The organism is Aeromonas sp. INTO2 (genome assembly GCF_049860605.1).
GTDB lineage: Bacteria > Pseudomonadota > Gammaproteobacteria > Enterobacterales > Aeromonadaceae > Aeromonas > Aeromonas caviae.
In genome coordinates, this window is record NZ_CP187588.1 from 383,501 (window position 1) to 407,527 (window position 24,027).

At 62.9% G+C, this 24,027-nt stretch carries 20 protein-coding genes; 9 read left to right on the forward strand and 11 right to left on the reverse strand.

Going from position 1 to position 24,027, the window contains the following annotated elements:
* Positions 1-82 precede the first annotated feature (82 nt).
* A complete protein-coding gene (locus ACPW74_RS01920; protein WP_264787378.1) occupies positions 83-1,453 on the forward strand; it encodes a YjiH family protein in 1,371 nt (456 codons plus the stop codon).
* A 71-nt stretch (positions 1,454-1,524) separates the two neighbouring features.
* Here the strand turns inward: ACPW74_RS01920 and ACPW74_RS01925 are convergent, their stop codons facing one another.
* Positions 1,525-4,410: an HD domain-containing phosphohydrolase gene (locus ACPW74_RS01925; RefSeq protein WP_425858527.1), complete on the reverse strand. Its 2,886-nt coding sequence runs from the start codon at positions 4,408-4,410 to the stop codon at positions 1,525-1,527.
* A gap of 217 nt (positions 4,411-4,627) precedes the next feature.
* On the opposite strand from ACPW74_RS01925, the gene ACPW74_RS01930 reads away from it, so the two are divergent.
* Entirely contained in the window at positions 4,628-5,617 is a 990-nt protein-coding gene (locus tag ACPW74_RS01930; protein ID WP_010673203.1) for a luciferase-like monooxygenase, read from the forward strand.
* A 184-nt stretch (positions 5,618-5,801) separates the two neighbouring features.
* Positions 5,802-6,287, forward strand: coding sequence for a 2TM domain-containing protein (locus ACPW74_RS01935; protein ID WP_041211140.1), 486 nt, complete (start codon positions 5,802-5,804; stop codon positions 6,285-6,287).
* Positions 6,288-6,413: 126 nt separating this feature from the next.
* On the opposite strand, the gene ACPW74_RS01940 is transcribed toward ACPW74_RS01935, so the two are convergent.
* Genes ACPW74_RS01940 through lptD form a run of 6 tightly spaced genes read right to left on the reverse strand, consistent with a single transcriptional unit; the run spans position 6,414 to position 13,212 of the window.
* Positions 6,414-7,235 (reverse strand): symmetrical bis(5'-nucleosyl)-tetraphosphatase, encoded by an 822-nt coding sequence (locus tag ACPW74_RS01940; RefSeq protein WP_039040022.1) that lies wholly within the window; start codon positions 7,233-7,235, stop codon positions 6,414-6,416.
* 6 nt (positions 7,236-7,241) lie between these two features.
* Positions 7,242-7,604 (reverse strand): Co2+/Mg2+ efflux protein ApaG, encoded by a 363-nt coding sequence (gene apaG / locus ACPW74_RS01945; RefSeq protein WP_010673206.1) that lies wholly within the window; start codon positions 7,602-7,604, stop codon positions 7,242-7,244.
* 4 nt (positions 7,605-7,608) lie between these two features.
* Entirely contained in the window at positions 7,609-8,421 is an 813-nt protein-coding gene (gene rsmA, locus ACPW74_RS01950) for a 16S rRNA (adenine(1518)-N(6)/adenine(1519)-N(6))-dimethyltransferase RsmA (RefSeq protein WP_010673207.1), read from the reverse strand.
* A complete protein-coding gene (gene pdxA, locus ACPW74_RS01955; RefSeq protein WP_279982301.1) occupies positions 8,411-9,406 on the reverse strand; it encodes a 4-hydroxythreonine-4-phosphate dehydrogenase PdxA in 996 nt (331 codons plus the stop codon). The genes rsmA and pdxA overlap by 11 nt, the downstream gene beginning before the upstream one ends.
* Before the next feature lie 50 nt (positions 9,407-9,456).
* Positions 9,457-10,749 (reverse strand): peptidylprolyl isomerase SurA, encoded by a 1,293-nt coding sequence (gene surA, locus ACPW74_RS01960; protein WP_048208296.1) that lies wholly within the window; start codon positions 10,747-10,749, stop codon positions 9,457-9,459.
* A gap of 30 nt (positions 10,750-10,779) precedes the next feature.
* A complete protein-coding gene (gene lptD / locus ACPW74_RS01965) occupies positions 10,780-13,212 on the reverse strand; it encodes an LPS assembly protein LptD (RefSeq protein ID WP_128341981.1) in 2,433 nt (810 codons plus the stop codon).
* A 174-nt stretch (positions 13,213-13,386) separates the two neighbouring features.
* Between lptD and ACPW74_RS01970 the strand changes: the two genes are divergently transcribed.
* The 3 genes from ACPW74_RS01970 to djlA are packed head-to-tail and all read left to right on the forward strand — an operon-like array spanning position 13,387 to position 15,906.
* Complete coding sequence (locus ACPW74_RS01970) at positions 13,387-14,397, forward strand: aminoglycoside phosphotransferase family protein (RefSeq protein WP_425858528.1); 1,011 nt, start codon at positions 13,387-13,389, stop codon at positions 14,395-14,397.
* Complete coding sequence (gene murU / locus ACPW74_RS01975; RefSeq protein ID WP_226043813.1) at positions 14,394-15,062, forward strand: N-acetylmuramate alpha-1-phosphate uridylyltransferase MurU; 669 nt, start codon at positions 14,394-14,396, stop codon at positions 15,060-15,062. Before ACPW74_RS01970 ends, murU begins: the two co-directional genes overlap by 4 nt.
* Before the next feature lie 19 nt (positions 15,063-15,081).
* Positions 15,082-15,906 (forward strand): co-chaperone DjlA, encoded by an 825-nt coding sequence (djlA, locus tag ACPW74_RS01980; protein WP_125117508.1) that lies wholly within the window; start codon positions 15,082-15,084, stop codon positions 15,904-15,906.
* Positions 15,907-15,990: 84 nt separating this feature from the next.
* Here djlA and ACPW74_RS01985 read toward each other — a convergent pair whose 3' ends face one another.
* The 4 genes from ACPW74_RS01985 to ACPW74_RS02000 form a co-directional block, all read right to left on the reverse strand.
* Positions 15,991-17,346 (reverse strand): NCS2 family permease, encoded by a 1,356-nt coding sequence (locus ACPW74_RS01985; protein WP_010673214.1) that lies wholly within the window; start codon positions 17,344-17,346, stop codon positions 15,991-15,993.
* Positions 17,347-17,601: 255 nt separating this feature from the next.
* Positions 17,602-17,931: a hypothetical protein gene (locus ACPW74_RS01990; RefSeq protein ID WP_279981810.1), complete on the reverse strand. Its 330-nt coding sequence runs from the start codon at positions 17,929-17,931 to the stop codon at positions 17,602-17,604.
* Positions 17,932-18,191: 260 nt separating this feature from the next.
* Positions 18,192-19,859, reverse strand: coding sequence for an energy-dependent translational throttle protein EttA (gene ettA, locus ACPW74_RS01995; RefSeq protein ID WP_279981808.1), 1,668 nt, complete (start codon positions 19,857-19,859; stop codon positions 18,192-18,194).
* 198 nt (positions 19,860-20,057) lie between these two features.
* Positions 20,058-20,900, reverse strand: coding sequence for a lytic transglycosylase domain-containing protein (locus tag ACPW74_RS02000; protein WP_010673217.1), 843 nt, complete (start codon positions 20,898-20,900; stop codon positions 20,058-20,060).
* Positions 20,901-21,211: 311 nt separating this feature from the next.
* Here ACPW74_RS02000 and ACPW74_RS02005 point away from each other — a divergent pair, with 311 nt between their 5' ends.
* The 3 genes from ACPW74_RS02005 to ACPW74_RS02015 are packed head-to-tail and all read left to right on the forward strand — an operon-like array spanning position 21,212 to position 23,989.
* Positions 21,212-21,952: a glycosyltransferase family 2 protein gene (locus tag ACPW74_RS02005; protein WP_279981807.1), complete on the forward strand. Its 741-nt coding sequence runs from the start codon at positions 21,212-21,214 to the stop codon at positions 21,950-21,952.
* Positions 21,952-22,311, forward strand: coding sequence for a lipid-A-disaccharide synthase N-terminal domain-containing protein (locus ACPW74_RS02010; protein WP_039040033.1), 360 nt, complete (start codon positions 21,952-21,954; stop codon positions 22,309-22,311). The genes ACPW74_RS02005 and ACPW74_RS02010 overlap by 1 nt, the downstream gene beginning before the upstream one ends.
* Positions 22,301-23,989: an ArnT family glycosyltransferase gene (locus ACPW74_RS02015; protein WP_279981805.1), complete on the forward strand. Its 1,689-nt coding sequence runs from the start codon at positions 22,301-22,303 to the stop codon at positions 23,987-23,989. The genes ACPW74_RS02010 and ACPW74_RS02015 overlap by 11 nt, the downstream gene beginning before the upstream one ends.
* Positions 23,990-24,027 lie beyond the last annotated feature (38 nt).

Sequence of the window (24,027 nt, forward strand, 5' to 3'; positions counted from 1 at the left end):
ATTCTTGCGCCCGTTTTCCGGGCGAGGGCATGAGTATGCAGGCGGCCCGGCTGAAGGAAAAGTCACATTTAAGGCTGTTTATATGTTGGAAAAGACCCTGGAAGCACCGGCAATCCGTACTCGCCGCAACGTGCTGATGTTTTTGATCCCGTCACTGATCGGGATCCTGCTGTTCATGACCCCGGTCATCTATGACGGCAATGTCACCATTCCCGTCGCCGTGCTGGCGAAGCTGGTTCAAACGGTGTTTGCCGATCATCTGGTGGCCATGGTCAGCGCCATCATCACCACCACCATGCTGATGACCCTGATCGCCTGGCTGTTCAAACCGGCGATCCTGGTAAAACGCCCCTTCCTCAACAGCCTGTTCAACGTCTCCCCCTTCTGGGCGTGCGTGCGGGTGCTGGGCGGGGTCTTCGTGCTGTTGACCTTCTTTGAAGCCGGTCCCGAGGTGCTGCGCTCAGGGGCGACCGGCGGCCTGGTGCTGCATGATCTGTTGCCGGTACTGTTCTCCGTCTTCATCTTTGCGGGCCTGCTGCTGCCCTTGCTGCTGGATTTTGGTCTGCTGGAGTTTGTCGGTACCATGATGACCCGCATCATGCGTCCGGTGTTCCGTCTGCCGGGTCGTTCTGCGGTGGACTGTTTCGCCTCCTGGCTCGGTGATGGCAGCGTCGGGATCCTGCTGACCAGCAAGCAGTATGAAGGCAAGTTTTACACCCAGCGGGAAGCGGCCGTCATCGGTACCACCTTCTCCGCCGTCTCCATCACCTTCTGTCTGGTGGTGATCTCCCAGGTGAAGCTGGAGCACATGTTCGTCCCCTTCTACCTGACCGTCTGCCTGGCCGGTGTGGTGGCCGCCATCGTGGTACCGCGCCTGCCGCCGCTCTCCTGGAAGAAGGATGTCTACAGCGACGGTACTCCCCTGTGCCGCAAGCAGGAGGCCATCCCCCATCAGCACAGCGTGCTGAGCTACGGCTACCATCGTGCCCTGACCAAGGCCGACAGCATGACGGATCTCGGCGCCGTGGCGCGTGAAGGGGTGAAAAACGCCCTGGACATGGTATTTGGCGTGCTGCCGGTGGTGATGGCCGTCGGGACCTGTGCCCTGATGCTGGCGGAGTACACCCCAGTGTTCAACTGGCTGGGGGCGCCCTTCGTGCCTTTGCTCGAGCTGCTGCAACTGCCGGAGGCGGAAGCCGCTTCCAAGACCATCATGGTGGGCTTCGCCGACATGTTCATCCCGGCGGTGCTGGCCTCCACCATCGAGAGCGACATCACCCGCTTCGTGATCGCCGCCATGTCGGTCACTCAGCTCATCTACATGTCGGAAGTGGGCGCTCTGTTGCTGGGCAGCAAGATCCCGGTCAAGTTGTGGGAGCTGTTCGTCATCTTCCTGCTGCGCACCCTGGTCACCCTGCCGGTGATTGCCGGTGTGGCGCACCTGCTGTTCTAAGGGGCGCAGTGGAACGAAAAACGGTCAACCCAGGTTGACCGTTTTTTTTATGGGCGAGTGCCAGCGGAAGGTCAGTGTGATCCTGCCAGCAGGGCCTGGCATTCTACCTCGTCCAGCTGCTCGGGGGCGAGGAAGCGTCTGGCGTAGTCCCGCCAGATGCCGCTCTCGATGAAGAGGGCAAACAGGGCCGGGTCTATGTGCTGTTCCTGCACCATCTTCACCATGATGGCCAGGGACTGGGAGACCGTCTTGCCTGACTTGTAGGGGCGATCGCTCGCCGTCAGCGCCTCGAAGATGTCTGCAATGGCCATGATGCGGGCTGGAATGCTCATCTGTCCCCCTTGCAACTGGCGCGGATAGCCCGTGCCGTCCATCCGTTCGTGATGGCCCCCCGCAATCTCCGGCACCTTGCGCAAATGGCGGGGGAAAGGAAGCTTCTCCAGCATGCGGATGGTCTGGATGATGTGATCGTTGATCTTGTAGCGCTCCTCTTCGGTGAGGGTGCCGCGGCCGATGGCGAGGTTGTAGCGCTCCCCCCTGTTGTAGAGGTGGGTGGGCACCCGCACCTTGAAGCCCCATGGGTTGTGTCGGGCGAGATTGTCGTGCTCGGGGCGAGGGATGAGATGGACCGCCTTGTCGGCGAGCAGCGACTCTCGGCAGGGGAGGGGAGAGGGGGCCTCCTGGTGGCGCTTGCGCTCCTCCTGACTGATGCCGAGCCGATCGTCCAGAGTGCGCAACCAGGTGCGGCTGGCAATGGTATCCAGCCTGGCGAGCTTCTCCGGCGCCATCCACTCGCCCCCCAGATTGCACTCGGCCACGAAGGCGAACTCCTGATCCAGGGTGTGCCAGAGGGGGGTTACAGCCTTGAGAGCGGCCTGCTGCCCGGATGGAGGCAGCAGGGCGCAGAGCGCCTCAATGTGAGCATCCCGCTTGAGCACCTCGAAGCGGGTGCGGATCTCGTGGATCCTGTCGTAAATGGTCTCGAGTTTGGTCGCCTTGTCCACCACGAACTCCGGGGTGGTGACCTTGCCGCAGTCGTGCAGCCAGCTCGCGATATGGATGGCCTCCCACTCCTCTTCGTTGAGCCGGAAATCGGCAAAGGGCCCCGTCTGCTGTGAGCAGGCAGCCTGGGTCAGCATCCTGGCCAGTTCCGGCACCCGCTGGCAGTGGCCGCCGGTGTAGGGGCTCTTGGCATCGATGGCACCGGCGATGAGCTCGATGAAGGCTTCCAGCAGCTGCTTCTGCTCCTCCAGCAGGCGCTGGTTTTCGATGGCGGAGGAGGAGGTGCCCGCCAGCGCTTCGATGAGGCTGATGCGCGAGGCCAGTTCGCGGGCCGAGCAGTCTGGCAGGATCAGCAGCAGGCAGCCGATCAGCTCCTGACGGTGGTTGTGAAGGGGTTCGACCAGCAGTTGGCAGGCACCGGGGAAGGGGCCCCAGTCGCTGAGGTAGCGGGCCCACTGTGCCTCGTCGAGGGGCAGGCAGAGGCGCTCCGTGTGGTAGAGGCCACCGAGCAGCGCCGCCTGCCACTGTACCTGTTCGCACGCCAGCGGCTGCCCCTGCCAGATAGCGTGAACGGCCTGCATCTCGCTCTCCTGGGTCAGGAAGAGGCAGCCGCCCTCGGCCTGGGCAGCCGCCACCGTCTCGTGCAGGATGCGGCTGAGCAATGAATCGAAGCGATGCTCTGCCGCCAGCGCCCGGCCCATGTTCATGAAATTGCCGAGGGTCAGGCGCATGCTGGACATGGCGCGGGCGAGGTCGTCAATTTCGCGGATTGCCGAATCCGGCCCCGGGCTTTCGCCAAAGTCGAAGTGCTGGATCCGCTCAGCCTCCCCGGTCAATACCAGCAAGGGGGCGGCAGTGCGCCGGGCAGCCAGCCAGATGACGGGCAGCAGGAGCAGCAGACCGGCAAGGGCCCAGGCGAGATTGTGCAGCGCATCCTGGCGCGCCGGGGCGGTGAGCACCTCGGTGGGCACCAGGAGGGCGAGATAAAACGGGGACTCTTCCCCGAGGGAGGAGAGGTTGACCAGCCACTCCTGACTCTGAACCGTTGCCAGGGTCAGCTCGGCGGGGTGATGCAGCAGGGTAGGCCGCGCAGCCATCTCCTGTTGCAGCCTGGTGAGAATGGGGTGATTGAGGGCCGACAGCATGGGCAGGCGGCTCAGTTGCTCGAAGCTTGGGAGGCGCTCGGGATCCGTGGCCAGCAGGGTCCCGACCTCGTCAAACAGCACCAACTGGCTGTGACCGGGCAGGGGCAACTCGCCGATGAGGGAAGAGAGCCCCTCCATGCCCGCATCGAGTCCGATCACCGCCCGGCGATCGTCGCTCTCCACCGCCAGTGTCATGCCTGGCTCCCGGGTAGTGAAGAAGAGGTAGGGGTGGGTCACTATGATGCCGGTGTTCCAGCGCGCCTCCTTGTACCAGCCCCGATCTCGCGGATCGAAACGGTAATCCGGCATGGGGCGCCGCTCCAGCAGCCGCAGCCGCTGGTCGAAATAGAGGAACTCTCCCTGTCCCTGATGCAGGCTCTGGACCAGCAGGCGGCTCTCGGGCGGAGGCGCCTCCAACGCCCCTCTCGCCCGTTCGGTCAGCTTGCGTACCAGAAAGAAATCGCCGTCCTCGTAACCGGCATAGATGGCGCCGTAACTGGTACTGTTGGCCAGTACTTCTGCCAGCTGGGGCAGGAAGGCTAGCCGCGTCTCCAGCCCTGTCATGGCGGACAGCTGGCCGCTGCGCAGCAGATTCAGGGACATGCGGGCCGGTCGCTGGTTCAGCTTGATGGCGAGGGCAAGCTGCTCCCGGTATTGCTGGAAGCTCTGACGTTCGTGCTCCAGCCCCTGCTGCATGCCCTGCTGGAACTGCAGCACGATGAGGGCGCCCCCCAGCAAGGAGAAGAGCAGGATGAAAAGGGTGGCAATGTATACGTAAAAGGGTCTGCGACTGAGACTTGCGTTTGTCATGGACGGATCCTTGTCCCCTGGCGATCGCCGTATTGGTCACCTAACAGTGTGCTTGCTGGATGACAAAAAGCCTAGGACTCGATCTTGCGCTCTTCAGCCCCAAATCAACAGCCGGCCTTCGCGCTGCGTCCTTGCCCCTGTGGTGAGATGATTCGTTCAGATATCTCGTGCTACATTGCTCCCCTGATAAACGCCCTGTGAACCAATGGAGTGTCCCATGTCTGTCGTCCCCTATTCCGTGCTGGATCTGGTGCCCGTTCCCGAAGGTGGTCTGCCGGCCGAGTCGTTTCGCCACTCGCTGGATCTGGCTCGCCATGCGGAGCGCTGGGGTTACCATCGCTACTGGCTGGCGGAGCACCACAACATGCCGGGCATTGCCAGCGCCGCCACAGCGGTGCTGATTGGCCACCTGGCCGGGGGCACCACGACGTTGCGGCTCGGGGCTGGCGGCATCATGTTGCCGAACCACTCCCCCCTGGTCATTGCGGAGCAGTTCGGTACGCTGAGTTCCCTCTATCCGGATCGCATCGATCTCGGCCTGGGCCGCGCCCCTGGCAGCGATCAGCGCACCATGCAGGCGCTGCGCCGCCAGCGCAGCGGCGAGGTGGATGATTTCCCGGCGGATGTACGCGAACTGATGAGTTATTTTGGCGACGAGGTCGGTGCCGTGCAGGCGGTGCCGGGCCAGGGACTCCATGTGCCCATCTGGCTGCTGGGCTCCAGCCTCTACAGTGCCCAACTGGCTGCGGCCATGGGGTTACCGTTCGGCTTTGCCTCCCACTTCGCTCCCGCCATGTTGCTGCAGGCGCTGGAGATCTACCGTACCCAATACCGCCCCTCTGCCCGCTGGCCCAAACCCCATGCGGTGGTGTGCGTGAATCTGATCGCCGCCGACACCGACCGTGAGGCCCGCTTCCTGTTCACCACCCTGCAGCAGCAGTTCCTGCGTCTTTACCGGGGGGATGCCGGCAAGCTGCCACTGCCGGTGCAGACGCTGGGGGATGAGTGGTCTCCCCGCGAATTGATGGCGATGGAGCAGACCCTGGCTCGCTCCCTGGTGGGGGAGCCGGATCGGGTACGCCACGGCCTCAAGGCTCTGCTGGCAGAGACCGGAGCGGACGAGCTGATGTTCAACGGCCCCATCGTCGATCATCAGGCGCGCCTGCGCTCCTTCGAGATTGGTGCCGAGCTGATGCAGGGGTTGTAACCCCCCGTGACGTCTGGTCGCCAGCGGCACGCCAAGCCTGGCTGCTCGGGGCGTAAAAGCCACGATTGCGTGGTAGTAACTTTATGATTTTTAAAGGAAGTCAGGTGAGTGTCGGCCATCTGTCGTGTCGCCTCTCATCCCCTTCCCCTATGCTGGCCCTGTCAATCACCACAAGGAGCGCAAGATGATCGTCAGGAAGTTGAGATTGCAACGGGGATGGTCCCAGGAACAGCTGGCGACCCTCACTGGCCTGAGCGTTCGCACCATTCAGCGAATAGAGCAGGGCCAGCAACCCGGACTGGAATCCCTCAAGGCCCTGGCCGCCGTCTTCGAGCTCGATGTGACCCAACTGCAGGAGAGCGAGATGAAAGGGAATGAGGGCGAAGATCGGGGACGCGTGCAGGTGGCGCGGGATGAGCGGGAGGCGATGAAGTTCGTGGAGGGGCTCAGGGGCTTCTACGGCCACCTCATGAGCTATGTGCTGGTGATAGGGGGGCTGTTTGTCATCAACTACCTGAGCAACCCGGACTATATCTGGGCCTGGTGGCCCATGCTGGGCTGGGGGTTGGGATTGGCTTCTCACGCCATCAACCTGTTCCAGCCCTTCAAGCTGTTTGGCCCGGAATGGGAGCGGCGCCAGGTCGAGAAACGGCTGGGGCGCAGGCTCTGATCCGCTCATCATGAAAAAACGGGCCCGGCATTGCCGGGCCCGTTCTGTTTTCAGCTCCATTTCGCAGGAGAGGGCATTGCTCTCCTCTCAACGGCGGATCATTCCCATGTTCCGCAGAGAGCCGCTCTACTTGGCATAGGCCGGGCAGGGGGTGGCGATCAGGGCGTCGTCCTCGTAGCGCCACAGGGTGAGGCTGTTGCCCCAGACACACCCGGTGTCGAGTCCCTTGATATCGGATTTGCCGGTGTTGCCCATCAGGGCCGCCCAGTGGCCGAAGACCAGAATGGGGTCATCCACATGGTGCTCGCGCTGCTCGAACCAGGGGCGCAGGCCCGGGGTCGATTCGGTGGGGCCCTTCTTGCATTTGAAGTCGAGGCGCCCGTCGAAGTAGCAAAAGCGCATCCGGGTGAAGCTGTTGATGATGTAGCGGTAACGCTCTATGCCTAGCAGGTTGTCGTTCCAGCTGTCGGGCTGATCGCCATACATGTTGTGCAGCAGCCAGCTGTACTGATCCCCGCGCAGCAGGCTCTCCACCTCCCGGGCACAACTGCGGGCGGTGTGGGCGTCCCATGCGGGGGAGAGGCCCGCATGCACCATCATGATGGGCAGGTCGGGGTGTTCTGCCAGCAGGGGACGGTGACGCAGCCACTCCAGCAGCTCGTCCCGATCCGGGGCCTCCATCAGCGCCTGCAGCTTGTCTTTCTTCTTGAGCGGGGCGACCCCGTGGGCTACCGCCAGCAGATGCAGGTCGTGGTTGCCGAGCACGGTGACGGCCTGCTGCCCCAGTGATTTGACGAAACGCAGGGTGTTGAGGGAGTCCGGCCCCCGGGCGACGAGATCGCCGCACAGCCAGAGCGTGTCGTTATCGAAGTCGAACTCGGCAAGATCCAGCAGACGGCGCAAATCGTCGTAGCAGCCCTGGATATCACCGACGAAACAGTTCGCCATGAAACCTCAGTTGATTATGTTGGGGACGGCCAGCGTGAAGGGGGCGATGGGGGCTTCGAATTGTTGCCCCGATTCATCCTGCAGGATGTAGCTGCCTTCCATCACGCCAAGCGGTGTGGCTAGGGGAACGCCACTCTGGTAGGAAAAGGTCTCGCCGGGGGCGATCAGGGGTTGTTCACCGACCACGCCGGGACCTTCCACTTCCAGCATCTTGCCATTGGCATCCGTAATGAGCCAGCGTCGATGCAGCAGTTGCACCGTGCCCGGACCCAGGTTCTCAATCTCGATGCGATAGAGAAAATGGTAGGGATCTGCGGTTCCCGCCACATAGCTGGGGTGGGGGCGGACCACTATCCGGGCTTGGGTCATGGGATCAGGCCTGTTGCTGGTCGGCCAGCCAGTTGGCGATCGTGACGAACTGCTCGAGGGAGAGATTCTCCGGGCGCAGGTTGCCATCGATGCCAAGCTCGGTCAGCTGGGCGTCGGTGATGAAGTTGGAGAAGCTGTTGCGAATGGTCTTGCGACGCTGGCCGAAGCCTTCGGTGCAGACCCGGTTCAGGCAACGAATGTCTTTCGCGACGATAGTCGGGTTCTTGTGCGGGATCAGACGCACCACGGCGGAATCCACCTTCGGCGCCGGCTTGAAGGCGCCCGGGCCCACTTCCAGCACCGGCACTACCTGACAGTAGTACTGGGTCATCACGCTCAGACGGCCATAGGCCTTGCTGCCCGGGCCGGCGGCCAGACGCAGCACCACTTCCTTTTGCAGCATGAAGTGCATGTCCTCCACCCGGTCGGCAAATTCGCACAGGTGGAAGATGAGCGGGGTGGAGATGTTGTAGGGCAGGTTGCCGAAGATGCGCAGTGGCCCCTTGCCTTCCCCCATCAGGGTGCTGAAGTCAAAGCGCATGGCATCGGCTTCGATGACGGTCAGCTTCTCTTTCAGGGTGGGGTGTTCGCGCAGACGTGCCGCCAGATCACGGTCCAGCTCGACCACGGTCATCTTGTCCATCTGGGCAGCGACCGGCTCGGTGAGCGCGGCCAGACCCGGGCCAATCTCCACCAGATTCTGACCCGGTTGCGGGTTGATGGCGGCCACTATCTGGTCGATCACATACCGGTCGTGCAAGAAGTTCTGACCGAAACGCTTACGGGCCGTGTGGCCCATGTGCACCTTACTGCTCATATCTTTTTTTCTCTACCATCTGGATGGCGTGGTTGATCGCGGTGGTGAGGCTGCCGGGGTCTGCCAGGTTCTTGCCTGCCAGATCCAGCGCGGTGCCGTGGTCCACCGAGGTACGGATGAAGGGAAGTCCGAGGGTGATGTTGACCGAGTTGCCAAAGCCCTTGTACTTGAGCACGGGCAGCCCCTGATCGTGGTACATGGCGAGTACCGCATCCGCATCCTTGAGGTATTTGTCCTGGAACAGGGTATCGGCCGGCAGCGGGCCGACCAGATCGATCCCTTCCTGGCGCAGGGCGGCCAGGGCGGGTTCGATGACATCGATCTCTTCACGGCCCAGATGACCCCCTTCCCCGGCATGGGGATTGAGGCCGCAGACATAGATCCGGGGCTGTTCGATGCCGAATTTGCGCTTGAGATCCGCATCCAGGATGCGGATCACCTTGCCAAGGCGATCCTCGGTGATGGCCTTGGCCACATAGGCAAGGGGAATATGGGTGGTCGCGAGGGCCACTCTCAGCCCTTCGGTGGCCAGCAGCATCACCACATCGGCGGTGTCGGACTGCTGGGCGAAGAACTCGGTGTGACCGCTGAACGAGACGCCAGCCTGGTTGATGATCCCCTTGTGCACCGGCCCGGTCACCACGGCGGCAAATTCGCCGTTCAGGTTGCCGTCGCAGGCGCGCTGCAAGGTAGCCAGCACATAGGCGCCGTTGCCCTCATCCAGCTGGCCTGGCACCACGGGGGCGCCGAGCGGCACGGGGCAGACGGTCAGAGTCCCCGCCCGCTGCGGACGGGTGGGGGCGCTTTCGTCATAGGGTTCAAGCTCGACGGACAGCCCCAGCAGGGCGGCCCGTTCGCGCAACAGGGCGGGATCGGCGATCACCACCAGCTGATGGGGCCAGGCCCGCTGGGCAATCTGCAGGACCAGATCCGGGCCTATGCCAGCCGGTTCACCCGGGGTGATGGCAAGCCGGTGGCAGCTCAGTTGTGCCTCGGCGTGCCCTGGATGCACCTTGTTCATCTGAGTGTCGCCCATCAATTGGGTTCGATCTGGATGTAGGCTTCGTCGCGCAGCTCATCCAGCCAAGCCTGGGACTCTTCGGCGAAGCGGCGGTTGAAGATGAGCTGGTAGGCGCGTTGCTCCTGGGCCTTGCCGGTGGCGTCCTGGCTGCGGCGCTCCTCGAGCTGCACGATGTGCCAGCCGTGGCTGGTGCGGAAGGGTTCGCTGATCTGGCCCGGTTGCAGGCGACCCAGCATGTCGCGGAATTCCGGCACATAGACGTTGGGATCAGACCAGCCCAGCTCGCCACCCTGCACCGCAGAGCCCGGATCCTCGGAGTATTTCTCTGCCATGCTGGCAAAGCTGGCCTTGCCGCTCTTGATGTCGTGCAGGATGCCGTCCAGGGTGCCCTTGGCCTTCTCCTCGCTCAGGATGATGGAGGGCTTGATCAGGATGTGGCGCGCCTTGACCTCGGTCTGCATGACCTGTTGCTGACCCTTGGTGTCGAAGATCTTGATGATGTGCAGACCGGCGCCGGAGCGCAGCGGGCCGACGATGTCACCCTTGCCGGCCCCTTGCACGGCTTCCGCCATCAGGGTGGGCATCTCCTGCGGGCTCAACCAGCCCCAGTCACCCCCTTCCAGCGCCTTGGGACCGTTACTCTCGGCAATAGCCAGCTTGCGGAAGTCGGCACCCTCTTTCAGGGACGCCAGAATGCGCTCGATCTTGGCCTTGGCAGCGTTGAGCTGCTCGGCATTCGGGTTGTCCGGCAGCGCGACCTGGATATGGCCGATATGATATGACGTCTGCTGCTGGCCCTGTTTGCTCAGGGCCTCGACCACCTGCTTGACCTCCTGATCGGAGATGTTGATGCGACGGCGGACCTGGCTGCGGCGCACCTCGTTCATCAGGATCTCGCGGCGCACCTCCTCACGGTACTGGGCGTAGGTCAGGCCTTCCCGCTCCAGTTGGGCGCGCAGTTGCTCCAGGTTCATCTTGTTGTCGGCGGCGATGCTCTGAATGGCCTGTTCCAGCTGGGTGTCACTGATCTTGAGCCCCTGGCGCTCCGCCAGCTGCAGTTGCAGGCTCTCCTGGATCAGCCGATCCAGCGCCTGCTTGCGCAGGGTGACGTCATCGGGCAGGGACTGGCCGCTCTCCTGGGCGGAAGCCTTGACCTTTTGCACCAGGGCCTCCTGCTGACTGGCCAGCACCACATCCTTGTTGACCACGGCAAGCACCTTGTCCATCAGCTCGGGGGCGGCGAGGGCACCCTGGCTCATGACTCCGAACAGGCCTGCGGTCAGCAGGGAAATCAACGTCTTCTTCATATCCATCTCTCAAGGCGTTTGCCAGACCGGTTACTGGTCTCGCAGGTTAAACGGACGAATGTAAGGCAGTGCTTCGGTGTCCAGGGAAGTGCCCTTGGAGCCGGTACCCACGCTACCCAATCCTTTCATTTCAAATTGAATGCCGAGGCTGCGCTCGGAGGTCGGGGTCAGGTTCACGTTGTCTGGCGTGTTGACCCATTCCAGGTTGAAGTTGATGCTCCAGCAGCAGGAGTCGTATTTCAGACCCACCTTGCGGTCCACTTTGACGTTCTGATTGAGCTCCTGATAGTAGCCGCCATAAAGGTGCCAGCGATCGTCCAGCGGGGTGGTCAGCAGCAGGCCGATCTGGTTGAGATCCGTCACCTGGCCCTTGTGGTCGAGGTCGTAGTTGGCATCTCGCACGAAGCGGTGGTTCAACTGGCTGATCAACTTCTCGTGACGGTACTCCAGGGCGCTGTTGGCAGAGCTTATCTGGCGCTGTTCCATATCATATTGTGCTCCCGCATGGGCATACCACTGCTCGTTGATCTTGGCGTCACCCTCGAACGACAGCGGGGAGCGGGTATTGGTGCTCAACTCATCGCTGCTGTAAAGCTTGACCCTGGGCGCCACGAAGTCGAAGGCTTGGGCAACGGCCAACCGGATTCGTTCATCCCCGGCCGGATCATAAATGCGGGTGGTGACCCCCAAGGAGAGCCGGTTGGAGTCGCTGATGCGGTCCAGACCGGCGAAGCGGCGATCGCTGAACAGGCTGTAGTAGTCCTGGCGCATGGTGGTGGAGTCATAGACGCCGATGTTGTCCTGATCTTTATAGGGCACATAGAGGTACTGGAACTCAGGTTCCAGGGTCTGGTTGGCTCCCTCGCCAAACCACTGCTGATCCCGCTCGAAGGTCATGCCACCCTTGAGACGGAACGAGGGCAGTACCCGGGTGATGGTCCCCTCTTCCAGGGTGACGTCGCCGCCCTCTCTCGGGGTGAAACGATTGGTGAAGGTGCTGCTCATCTGGTCAGGCACCGTCTGGTCGTAACGGGTGTACATCAGCTTGTACTGGCTGTCGAGGAAGTAACCCGCCTCGTCAACGAGGGGGATGGTCAGGGTGGGGGCCGTGTAGACCCGGGTGCCGGTGTAGGCTTCACCCTTGTTCTGCTCGATGGCCTGATCGTTGTTGTAGCCGAAGTTGGTCAGTTCGGTATTCCAGGCCAGATCGTACCAGCTTCCCTGCTGGTAGTAGTTGTGGTTGATGCGCGGCATCAGCTCGTGGGGCTGCTGGGCGCTGGCCAGCAGGATCTGGTAGGTCCGTACCTCGGCATCGAGGTTCCAGTTCTGCTGGTAGTAACCCGCCTTCAGGGATTGCTGCAACTGGTTGTCGACCTGGGTCCCCACCTTGGGGGTGAAGTCGTTGAAGTAGTTGTAGTCCTGGTCCCGTACCTTGGTGTAGTCCACCGACACCCGCATGGCGTTGTCCATGAACATGGAGGTGTGGCGGGCACTGAGCAGGTAACGGTGACCATCAGAGAGATGCTGATTGAGGCTGGCCGTCTCGTCGTACTGCTTGTCGTCTGCCAAGTTCTCGAAGTAGAGGTTCCCCACGTGGGCCGGGTCCGGCATGTAGCGGAACTCGACCTGTTCCATCAGGCCCCGTCTGTCCATGAAGCGGGAGGTGATGGTGGCATCGTAGTTGGGGGCGATGTTCCAGTAGAACGGCTGGGTGATGTCCATGCCGTTCTTGGAGCTTTGGGTATAGCCCGGGTAGAGCAGACCGGTCTTGCGCTCATCCTTGATGGGGAAGTTGATATAGGGGAAGTAGAAGACCGGATAGTCATAGAGCCAGAGGCTGGCGTTCCAGGCCTCCCCGAATACCTCGGACTGATCGATGTCGATGCTGCCGGCCTTCAGGGTCCAGGCCTCCTGGCCCGGTGGGCAGGTGGTGTACTGGGCCCCTTCCAGAGTGATGTTCTGGTTGTTGTTGGTCATGGTCACCTTTTCGGCGAAGCCGCGCACCGGTGAGCCATGGACCTGATATTTGCCCTCTTCCAGCTCGGAGTTCTTGGTGTCCAGGTTGGATTTCAGGGTCTTGTCGCTGGTGACCGTGATCTGGCCATCGTTGTAATAGATGTTGCCGATGGCGATGACATCCCGGCTCTTCTGGTCGAGCTGGGCATAGTCGGAGTCGAACTTGCGCACGCCCTGGCGCACCTTGACGTCACCCTCGTAGACGGCGGTACCGCCCTGCTTGGCCTCCAGGCGATCGGCATCCACCTCGACGGGCTGGGCATTGGCGTCCTGGTCCGCACTGGGCTTCTCTATCTTGGGAACATAATCATAGCAGAGGCTGTCGAGGATCCCGGTAGCGGGTGGCGCATTGAGTGGCGCTGCCTGGGCCATGAGCGGGCTCAGGGCAGGAACAAGGCTGATGGTCAGGGCGATGGGACAGGAGTATCCCAGTGTCCATTTTGTCATGTGAAAGGCTCGCGCAATCCGTAGTAAAAACGGTGGATTCAGGGCATGCATTTTATGTCAGGATCCATCGAGTTGACATTGCATGTCATTGCTTTATGTTAGCCGGCAATGATAAAGCATTATTGCGGCCAGGGCTAACAGCCAAGTGCTGCTTTCCAATTTGGTTCCCGACTCATGCACGATCGCGCTTCCCTGCTTTTGCAATGGGCTCGCCGGATTTCCGGTGACGCCAACCTCTCGTTGACGCTTATTTCCGGTGACGCCAGTTTCCGCCGCTACTTCCGGGGCGGCGGTCTGGTGTGGGTGGATGCTAATCCGAAAACCGAAAAAAATCATGAATTCGTTCGCAATGCGGCCGCCCTGCACGATGCGGGGCTGCTGGCCCCCGAGGTAAAGGGGGTCGACTACGAGCAGGGATTGCTGGCGGTGACGGATCTGGGGGATACCCAGCTTATCGGCTGCCTGAACGAAGAGAGCGTACTGGCCTGGTATGGCAAGGCCATCGCCCTGCTGCCAGGGCTCGGCGCCGTGGCGCTCGAGCTCGAGCCCTTCGATGAGGCCTTCATGGCCCGTGAAAATGCCATCTTCCCCGAGTGGTTGCTGGGGCATCACCTGCAACTGACCCTGAGCGATGAAGAGCAGCAGTTGCTGGCGGAGACCTTCGCCTGCCTCACGGCGAGCAACCTGGCCCAGCCACAAGGAGTAATGCACCGGGACTTCCACAGCCGCAACCTGATGGTGTGCGGCGGGATGAACCCGAAGGAGAGCGACCTCGCCCTTATCGACTTCCAGGACATGGTCATCGGGCCGCTGAGCTATGACCTGGTTTCCCTGCTCAAAGATTGCTACGTGCGCTGGCCGGACGCGGTGATCGAGCAGGGCATGCGACTTGGCTTCGACACCCTGCAAGAGGCCGGCCTGCTCGGCAATCTGGACTATGCCGCGTTTCGTCGCGCAGCCGATCTAACCGGCATGCAGCGTCATCTCAAGGCGGCGGGCATCTTCACCCGCCTCTATCACCGCGATGGCAAGGCCGGCTACCTCAAGGACATTCCCCGTACCCTGGGCTACGTCGTTGATGTCTGTCGCAGCCATGGCGCTACCTACCCGGCGCTGGCCCGCTTCGGCCAGTGGCTGGAGCAGGTGGTGCTGCCCGGATTGGCGCGCACCGGGGTGACATCATGAAGGCGATGATCCTGGCCGCCGGGCGGGGGGAGCGGATGCGCCCGCTCACCGATCTGCTGCCCAAGCCGCTGCTGGCGGCGGGGGGCAAGCCGCTCATCGTGCACCATATCGAAAAACTCAAGGCAGCCGGCGTGACCACACTTGTCATCAACCACGCCTGGCTCGGACACAAGCTGGTGGCGGCCCTCGGCGATGGCAGTGCACTCGGGGTATCCATCCACTGGTCGGCCGAAGAGAGCGCGCTCGAGACCGCCGGCGGCATCGTGCAGGCGCTGCCCCTGCTGGGCTGCGAACCCTTTCTGGTGATCAACGGCGATACCTGGCTCGACCTGGATTATCGCGCTCTGGTGAACCAGCCGCTTGGGGACGATCTCGCCCACCTCTGGTTGGTGCCCAACCCTCCCCAGCATCCGCAAGGGGACTTCTCCCTGCAAGCGGGTCGGGTGCTGGACACCCCGGCCCTCACCTTCAGCGGCGTCGGCCTCTATCAGCCCGCCGCCTTTGCCGGCTTGCCCTGCGGGGCGCGCAAGCTGGCCCCCCTGCTGCGCGACTGGATGGTGCAGGGACGGGTGGGTGGCAGCCTGCTGGCAGGCGAGTGGCGCGACATCGGCACAGTGGATCGGCTGCGCGAGCTGGACGAGCAACTGCTCGCCGGCACCCATTAACATCACGAGGTCTTGAACCATGCGTATTTGGGGCAAGGTGCTTGGCACCTTCTTCGGTTTTTTGCTCGGCAACATCTTCGGTGCCCTGCTGGGCCTGTGGATCGGCCATCGCTTCGATCGGGGCATGGGGATCCGCGGTGCCTTCCAGCGGGCGCCCAGCCAGCAGCAGCAGGCCGTCTTCTTCCATGCCACCTTCGCCGTCATGGGCCACATCGCCAAGGCGAGCGGCCAGGTCACCGAGCACGAAATACGGGTCGCGTCCAACCTGATGGACAGGATGCGGCTGGCCGGAGAGCAGCGGGTACGGGCCCAGGAGTCATTCCGCCAGGGCAAGGAGGCAGACTTCCCCCTGCGCGAGACCCTGGCGGAGTTTCGCCAGGCGAGCCTGGGGCAGCGTGACATCCTGCGCTTCTTCCTCGAGGTCCAGCTGCAGGCCGCCTTCGCCGACGGTCAGGTGGAGGCGAACGAGCGGGCCATCCTGCAAACCATCGCCGACGAGCTGGGGTTCAGTCGCATCGAGCTGGCCCGCATTCTGGCCATGGCCGAGGCCCAGATGAACTTCTTCCACCGCCAGCAACAGCAGGGCGGTGGCCAGGGGCAGCAATACCGTCAGGAGCCCCCCTCCCGGGATCGCCTCAAGGATGCCTATCAGTTGCTCGGGGTGAACGAGAGCGACAGCGATCAGGAGATCAAGCGAGCCTATCGCAAGGAGATGAGCAAGCATCACCCTGACAAGCTGGCCGCCAAGGGATTGCCCCCCGAGATGATGGAGATGGCCAAGGAGAAGACCCAGGAGATCCAGCAGGCCTGGGAGTGGATCCGCGAGGCCCGCGGCATTCGCTGAGCCCTGAGCCCGCCATAAAAAATGCCCGTCGATGACGGGCATTTTTGTTTTCAGAGTCTGGTTTTTCTTTTCATGGAAGAAAAATCAGTGGGCATCGACCCAGACAAACTTGAGGACGAAGAGCAGGGCCACCACCAGCACGCAGGGGTTGATCTCGCGCCAGCGGCCGGTGCCCGCCTTCATCACGCAGTAGGAGATGAAGCCCACGGCGATCCCCTCGGTGATGGAGAAGCTGAACGGCATCATCACAGCGGTCATGAAGGCCGGCACCGCTTCGGTCAGGTCTTCCCACTTCACCCGGGTCAGCTCGGAGCACATCAGCACGCCCACGTAGATGAGAGCCCCCGCTGCGGCATACGCCGGTACCATGGCGGCGACCGGAGAGAAGAAGATGGCCAGCAGGAAGAGGATGCCCACCACTATGGCGGTCAGGCCGGTGCGACCGCCGACGGCGACGCCGGAGCTGCTCTCGATGTAGGCCGTCACGGACGAGGTCCCCATGAAGGCGCCGCCGACGGAGCTGACGCTGTCCACCACCAGGGCCTGCTTCATGCGCGGGAAGTGCCCCTTGTCATCCGCCAGCTTGGCGCGGTTGGTCACGCCGATCAGGGTGCCGGAAGAGTCGAACAGGTTGACCAGCATAAAGGAGAAGATGATCCCGGCGAGGCTGATGTCCAGCGATCCCATCAGGTCCAGCTGGCCGAAGACCGGTGCAATGCTCGGCGGCACGGAGACGAAGCCCTTGAAGGTGACGTCGCCGAACAGCCAGCCCAGGGTGGTGGTCACCACGATGGCGATCAACACGGCGGAGTGGACGCCGCGGGCGGAGAAGATGCAGATGAGGAAGAAGCCGAGCAGCCCCAGCAGGCAGGGCAGGGAGGTGAGGTTGCCCACGGTCACCATGGTGGCGGGGCTCGCGACCACGATGCCGGCATTGTGCAGGCCGAGCAGGGCGATGAGCAGACCGATGCCGGCGGTGATGCCGACCCGCAGGGTCAGGGGAATGTTGGCGATGAGCCAGTAGCGTACCCGCAGCAGGGTCAGGATCAGCAGGCCCAGCGCACCCCAGAAGATGGTGCCCATGCCCACTTGCCAGGAGTAGCCCATGCCAGCCACCACCACGAAGGCGAAGAAGGCGTTGAGGCCCATGGCGGGAGCCAGGGCGATGGGCAGGTTCGCCAGCAGACCCATCAGGATGCTGCCGACACCGGCGATGAGGCAGGTGGTAACGAACACGGCCTGGGTGTCCATGCCTGCCGCAGAGAGGATCTGCGGGTTGACGAAGACGATGTAGACCATGGTCAGGAAGGTGGTGATGCCGGCGATCACCTCGGTGCGGGCCGTGGTGCCATGACCGCGCAGGGCAAACAGGCGCTCGAGCAATCCCTGCCCGGCAGCCGGGCTGGCGGTCTGCCCGGTAGCGTGATGTGGTTGATTCATGTTGGATTCCAATGGGTGACGTGAAATAGGCAGCAGGGGGCCCGGCCCATCCATGCGGGGCGACGGACCCTGATTCTGGCGGTGAAGTGACCAGACTCGTTCTGATACCGTGACAGCGCGCACATTTTCACACAGGCGGCCAGGTTTACAAACCCCGGATGTGCGAGGCGGATCAATGAATAGAGTAAAAACTCAAACGTTTTCCCTCGGAGGCCGGAAAAAGGGGACCAATAGAGCCCCGTTTCCACATCGGGATCAACGGTTTTTCTGGTAGCGTTCGATAAGCTGGCTCAGCACGGCATCGCTCTGCTCCAGCAAGGGAGCGAGGGCGACCCCCATGCGTTGCAGCAACAGGCCGGCTTGCGCCTCGCTCAACTTGCGCCCCTCGATGAGGAACTCCTGCTCCGGCAACTGCTTGTCGTGGCGGGGGAGCAGCACCCAGCTGACCCGCCCGGGTTCGATGGCGGCAAAGACCCGGCTGGCCGCGGTGCAGAAGGTGTCGATGTGCTGCTTGCCATCCGGACCCAGACAGCCGGGTTCGATCCGGATCTGGATGGTGAGTCTGGTCGTGGTGGGTTGGGTCATGGTTCTATGCTGCCAGGGTAGGGAGGGGAATTGTAAGCTAGGAGGCGATAAAAAGGGGAGCCCGGGCTCCCCTTGTCCGCACATGCAGCTCGCTTGTCGCAATGGACACGGTGCGGCTGGCCGCACCAATCGTTCCCTTTACTTGGCGATGCGCTTGTTGCAATGGACGCGGTGCGACTGGCCGCACCCATCGTTCCCTTTACTTGGCGATGCGCTTGTTGCAATGGACGCGGTGCGGCTGGCTGCACCCATCGTTCCCTTTACTTGGCGATGCGCTTGTACTTGGCGCGGCGCGGCTGGACGGCCTCGGCGCCATAGGTCTTCTTCTTCCACTCTTCGTATTCGGTGAAGTTGCCCTCGAAGAACTCGATCTTGCCCTCGTCCTGGTAGTCCAGGATGTGGGTGGCGATGCGGTCGAGGAACCAGCGGTCGTGGGAGATGACCATGGCGCAACCCGGGAACTCCAGCAGGGCGTTCTCGAGGGCGCGCAGGGTTTCGATGTCCAGATCGTTGGTCGGTTCATCCAGCAGCAGCACGTTGCCGCCGGTCTGCAGCAGCTTGGCCAGGTGCAGACGGCCACGTTCACCACCGGAGAGCTCGCCGACCCGCTTCTGCTGGTCGGAACCCTTGAAGTTGAAGCGGCCGATGTAGGCGCGGCTCGGGAACTCGTAGTTGCCGATGCGCAGGATGTCCTGGCCGTCGGCGACTTCCTCGAACACCGTCTTCTTGTCGTTCATCTGGTCGCGGAACTGATCCACGGAAGCCAGCACCACGGTGTCACCCAGGGTGATGGAACCGGAATCCGGCTGCTCCTGACCCGACATCATGCGGAACAGGGTCGATTTACCGGCACCGTTCGGACCGATGATGCCGACGATGGCACCCTTCGGAATGGAGAAGGAGAGATCGTCGATCAGCTGGCGGTCGCCATAGGACTTGCAGAGGTTGGCCACCTCCACCACCTTGTCGCCCAGGCGCGGTCCGGGCGGAATGAACAGCTCGTTGGTCTCGTTGCGCTTCTGGTAGTCGTTGGTGTTGAGCTCTTCGAAGCGAGCCATACGAGCCTTGGATTTGGCCTGACGGCCTTTCGGGTTCTGACGAACCCACTCCAGTTCCTTCTCGATGGACTTGCGACGGGCGGCCTCGGAACTCGCTTCCTGGGCCAGACGGGCATCTTTTTGCTCCAGCCAGGAGGAGTAGTTGCCCTCCCAGGGGATGCCTTCGCCGCGGTCCAGCTCCAGGATCCAGCCCGCCACGTTGTCGAGGAAGTAGCGGTCGTGGGTGATGGCCACGACGGTGCCTTCGTAGTCGTGCAGGAAGCGCTCCAGCCAGGCCACGGATTCCGCATCCAGGTGGTTGGTCGGTTCGTCCAGCAGCAGCATGTCCGGCTTTTCCAGCAGCAGGCGGCACAGGGCCACGCGGCGGCGCTCACCACCGGAGAGGTGCTTGATCTGGGCATCCCAGGCCGGCAGACGCAGGGCGTCGGCTGCGCGCTCCAGCTGGTTTTCCATGTTGTGGCCGCCCTGGGCGGCGATGATGGCTTCCAGCTCGCCCTGTTCGCGGGCCAGCTTGTCAAAATCCGCATCCGGGTCGGCGTAGGCTGCATAGACCTCGTCGAGGCGCGCCATGGCGCGTTTGACGTCGCCGACCGCCTCTTCGACCGCTTCGCGTACGGTCTGCTCCGGATCCAGCTTCGGCTCCTGGGGCAGGTAGCCGATCTTGATGCCGGGCTGCGGACGGGCTTCCCCTTCGATCTCGGTGTCGATGCCCGCCATGATGCGCAGCAGGGTCGATTTCCCGGCGCCGTTCAGACCCAGCACGCCTATCTTGGCCCCCGGGAAGAAGGAGAGGGAGATGTTCTTGAGAATATGACGCTTGGGTGGCACGACCTTGCCAACCCTGTTCATGGTGTAAATAAATTGAGCCATTGGCTAATTCTCTTCCTTTCAGCAGTTTAATGTCTTGGCATTAACAAACTGATGTCGTGGTGGGGCCGGGTCGACGGGCCGTCAACCCGGTTCCAAAAAACCCGTCGATTGTAAACCAATGGGAGAGGGGCGGCAAAGCCGGGCGCCGCAGGCCGGGACGGCCGACAGGCGCGAGGGAAGAGGGGCAACCGGGCAAGATCAGCGCGGTGAGCTGCGACGGGCAGGTTTGTCAGGATCCTGCCCCGAGTAATAGAGCACCCGCTGCACATACTCCTGGGTTTCCTGATAGGGCGGCACACCGCCGTGGCGCAGCACTGCCTGCTCCCCGGCGTTGTAGGCGGCGCTGATCCTCACCCAGTCCGGACCGAACTGCTTCTCCAGCCACTTCAGGTAGATCATGGCACCACGGATGTTCTGCTGGGCATCGAACGGCCGGGTCACGCCGAAGCGGGCCTGGGTTTCGGGAATGAGCTGCATGACGCCCTGCGCCTGCTTGGGGGAGACGGCGGTGCTGTTCAGATTGGATTCGGCGATGGCGATGGCCAGGGCGAGCTGGGGGTCCACTTTGTGACGCTGGGCGGCCTGGCGGATCATGACGGCCAGCTTTTGCTTGGCCTGTGACTGTCTGGCCAGGTAGCGCTCCTGATCGAAGGGGGTACTGGGGCGCACCCAGGGGGCTCCGCCACCGCCTCCAATGCCGCAGGTACCCAGGGGCGCATTGCCGACCCGCTCGTTGTAGTAACGGGCGGCTTGCTGGTTGCCAAGGCGCATGGCCATGGCCAGGTAGGCGTTGGCGCTGCGGGCATTGCGGATCCCCTGGGGGCCGCGGGCAAGCAGGCGGCCGATGCGGTAATAGGCTTCCGGGTTGCCAAGGTTGGCGGCGGTGCAGTAGTGGGCGATGGCCTGCCGCGGGTTTCCCTGTTCCATGGCGGCACCCTGGCGCAGTGCGCTCATGGCCTTGGGGGCCTGACGAAAGGGATCTGCGTGGGAAGTGGTGGCGAGCAGTATCAGGAGTCCCCAGCCCCAGAGTCGTTTTTTCATGGAAACCTCGTCTTTGGTATCCGCAACATATAGGCCCGATCCGGGGAGGGACGCCAGCCAGCAGATGGAACATCTGGTTATGTGGGTGAGCAACAGAGATGAAAACGGTATGGAACTTTTGGTGCAGGGGAGAGGCGGTATGACTCCCGGGTCAGTGACTGCTTTGACAGATTTGTTAATTGAGGTTCAATATGCTGACACAGTTGTTTTCTAACGCCTTGTATTTGCATGATGTCAGCCAGGCCACGATGCAATGTCGTCGGGTCTGCCGGGTGAATCGATAGCGCCTCTGATGAGGGCAGGATGTGCATATGGTCGAATTGGTCGATATCTCTGTCGTGGTGCCTGCCAAGGATGAGCGGGATAATCTGGCCCCGCTTGTCGGCGAAATAGATGCCGCCCTTGGGGGCAGGTTCGAGTACGAACTGATCTATGTGGACGATGGCAGTGTGGACGACAGCCATGTGGTACTGCGCGATTTGCAGACGCGTTTCCCCAGGCTGAAGGTGCTACGCCATGTCCATGCCGTGGGCCAGAGCATGGCGGTGCTGAGCGGAGTGCGCCACGGGCGTGGCGACTGGCTGGTGGTACTCGACGGCGATGGTCAGAACGATCCCGCCGACATTCCCGCCATGCTGGAGGAGGCGATGCGCCGTTACCAGAGCGATCCATACCAGGTGGGCCTCATCGGCCACCGGGTCAACCGCCGTGACGACTGGGTCAAGCGCCTCTCTTCAAAGCTGGCCAACGGCTTTCGCGATCTGCTGCTGCGCGACGGCATTCCGGATACCGGCTGCGGGCTCAAGGTGGTGCGTCGCGACTGGTATCTGACACTGCCCGCCTTCAATCACATGCACCGCTACATCCCCGCGCTGATCCAGGCACAAGGGGGGCGCATGGCGCCCTGGCCGGTCAACCACAGGCCACGCCAGGCGGGCATCTCCAAATACGGGGTCTGGAACCGGCTCTGGGTCGGGCTGGTGGACGTGGTCGGGGTCTGGTGGTTGCAGCGCCGATCCAAGGTGGTTGAAATCGGGGAGATACTGGAGTGATGGACGCCTGGCTGTCTGCCCCCATCGACTGGCTGGACTGGACCGGGGTGCACGTCACCGGCTGGAAGCTGATCGGCTACACGGGGGCGCTGATGTTCGGCGGACGCTGGCTGGTGCAGTTTCTGGCGTCCAGGCGGGCGGGACGACCCGTCATCCCGCGCCTGTTCTGGTACATGAGCGTGATCGGCAGCCTGATGACGCTCAGCTACTTCACCTTCTCTCCCAAGCAGGACTCCGTCGGCGTGCTGCAAAACCTCTTCCCCACCTTCACCGCGCTCTACAGCCTCTATCTCGATATCCAGCATCGGGGCTGGCGGCGGGACAAGGCAGTGACCGGGGAGGCCCGTCATGGTGAGTGATCGCACCCTGCTCAATCAGACGTCCCTTGGCTGGTTGCTGCTGATCGCGCTGGTGGTGCTGGGGGCCGGGCTGGGTCTGCGGGATCCCTGGCCGGCGGACGAGCCGCGCTTCGCCCTGATCGCCCGGGAGATGGTGGAGAGCGGCCAGTGGCTCTTCCCCATGCGTGGCGGGGAGCTCTATCCGGACAAGCCGCCGCTGTTTATGTGGGGGATCGCGAGCGGTTATGTGTTGACTGGCTCCATCAAGGTGGCCTTTCTGCTGCCCTCCCTGCTGTCTGGCTTGCTGACCATCTTGCTGGTGTGGGATCTGGGGCGCCGCCTGTGGGATCCGGCGACGGGATTTCTGGCGGGCTTGCTGCTGCTCTTTACCGTCCAGTTTACCCTGCAGGCCAAGACGGCCCAGATCGACGGCCTGGTCACCTTCTTCATCACCCTCGGTCTCTATGGTTTTCTGCGCTTCCTCCTCTGTGGTGGCGGGTGGCGCTGGTACTGGCTCGGCTGGTTTGCCGCGGGGCTTGGCGTCATCACCAAGGGGGTGGGAGTACTGGCCCTGCTGGTGCTGCTTCCCGCGCTCTGGACCCACAGGTCGCAAATCCGCGCCGCGCCCTTGTCAGCCTGGCTGAAGGCCCTGCTCGGGCCGCTGGCCATGGCCCTGGCGATGGGCCTCTGGCTGGTCCCCATGCTGGAGGCCGTGACCCGAAGCGGAGATCCCCTCCTGCTGGCCTACAGAGATAACATACTGCTGCGCCAGACGGTGACTCGCTATACCAGCGCCTGGCATCACGTCAAACCCTTCTGGTACTACCTCACCTCGGTGATCCCGCCGTTCTGGCTGCCGCTCTCCCTGCTGTTGCCCTGGCTGGTGGTGGCCTGGCGGCGCGCCATCCGGGCGCAGGACAGGCGTATCCTGCTGCTGCTGGGTTATCTGGTGCTGGTGGTGCTGTTTTTCTCCTGCTCGCCGGGCAAGCGGGGCGTCTACATCACGCCCGGTACGCCCGCCCTGGCGCTCCTGACCGCACCCTTCATCGGCACCCTGCTGGTCCGGGTCTGGCCGGGGCGACTGCTGGCCGGGCTCGGCTGGCTGCTGGGGGGGGCAGGGCTGGTGGGGGCTCTGGTGCTGGCATTTAGCGACAGAGTGGCCAGCCGTCTGGGGGAATTGGGGCCGGATCCCTGGCTTCCCCTGCTGGTGCTGGGGGGATCCTTGCTGCTGATCAATGCCTGGCTTCGCCGGGCGCCACTGACCGCCATTCTCAGCTCCCTGGCAGTGGGGTGGCTGATCTACTCCTGCTGGATAAGCGTGCGCCTCAACGAGGTGCGCACCCCTCAGGGAGTCATGGCATTGGCGGCGCAGAAGGTGCCTGCGGGGGATGAGCTGCTGCTGGCGGGCTTCAAGGAGCAGCATCTGCTGTTTAGCCTGCAACCAGTGAAACATTACCCTTATCTGATGGGAGACGGGGAGCAGGCTCGGGAAGCTGCCGCCTGGATAGGGGCTGCCCCCGGGCGCTGGGTACTGGGGAGCGCCGACCTGATGGTGAGGTGTTTTGACCCCGCGAAGATGGAAAACCTCGGCAACCGTCACCGCACCGACTGGCTGCTGGCAGGCCCGCAGGCCCTCAAACCCGCCTGTCGTGGGCTCTCCCCCACCATGGTGCCCTTCAGCTATACCCCTTCATCCTGAGCGCAGGGTCTGAGCCAGGGGGCCCTGCCACCTCGTTT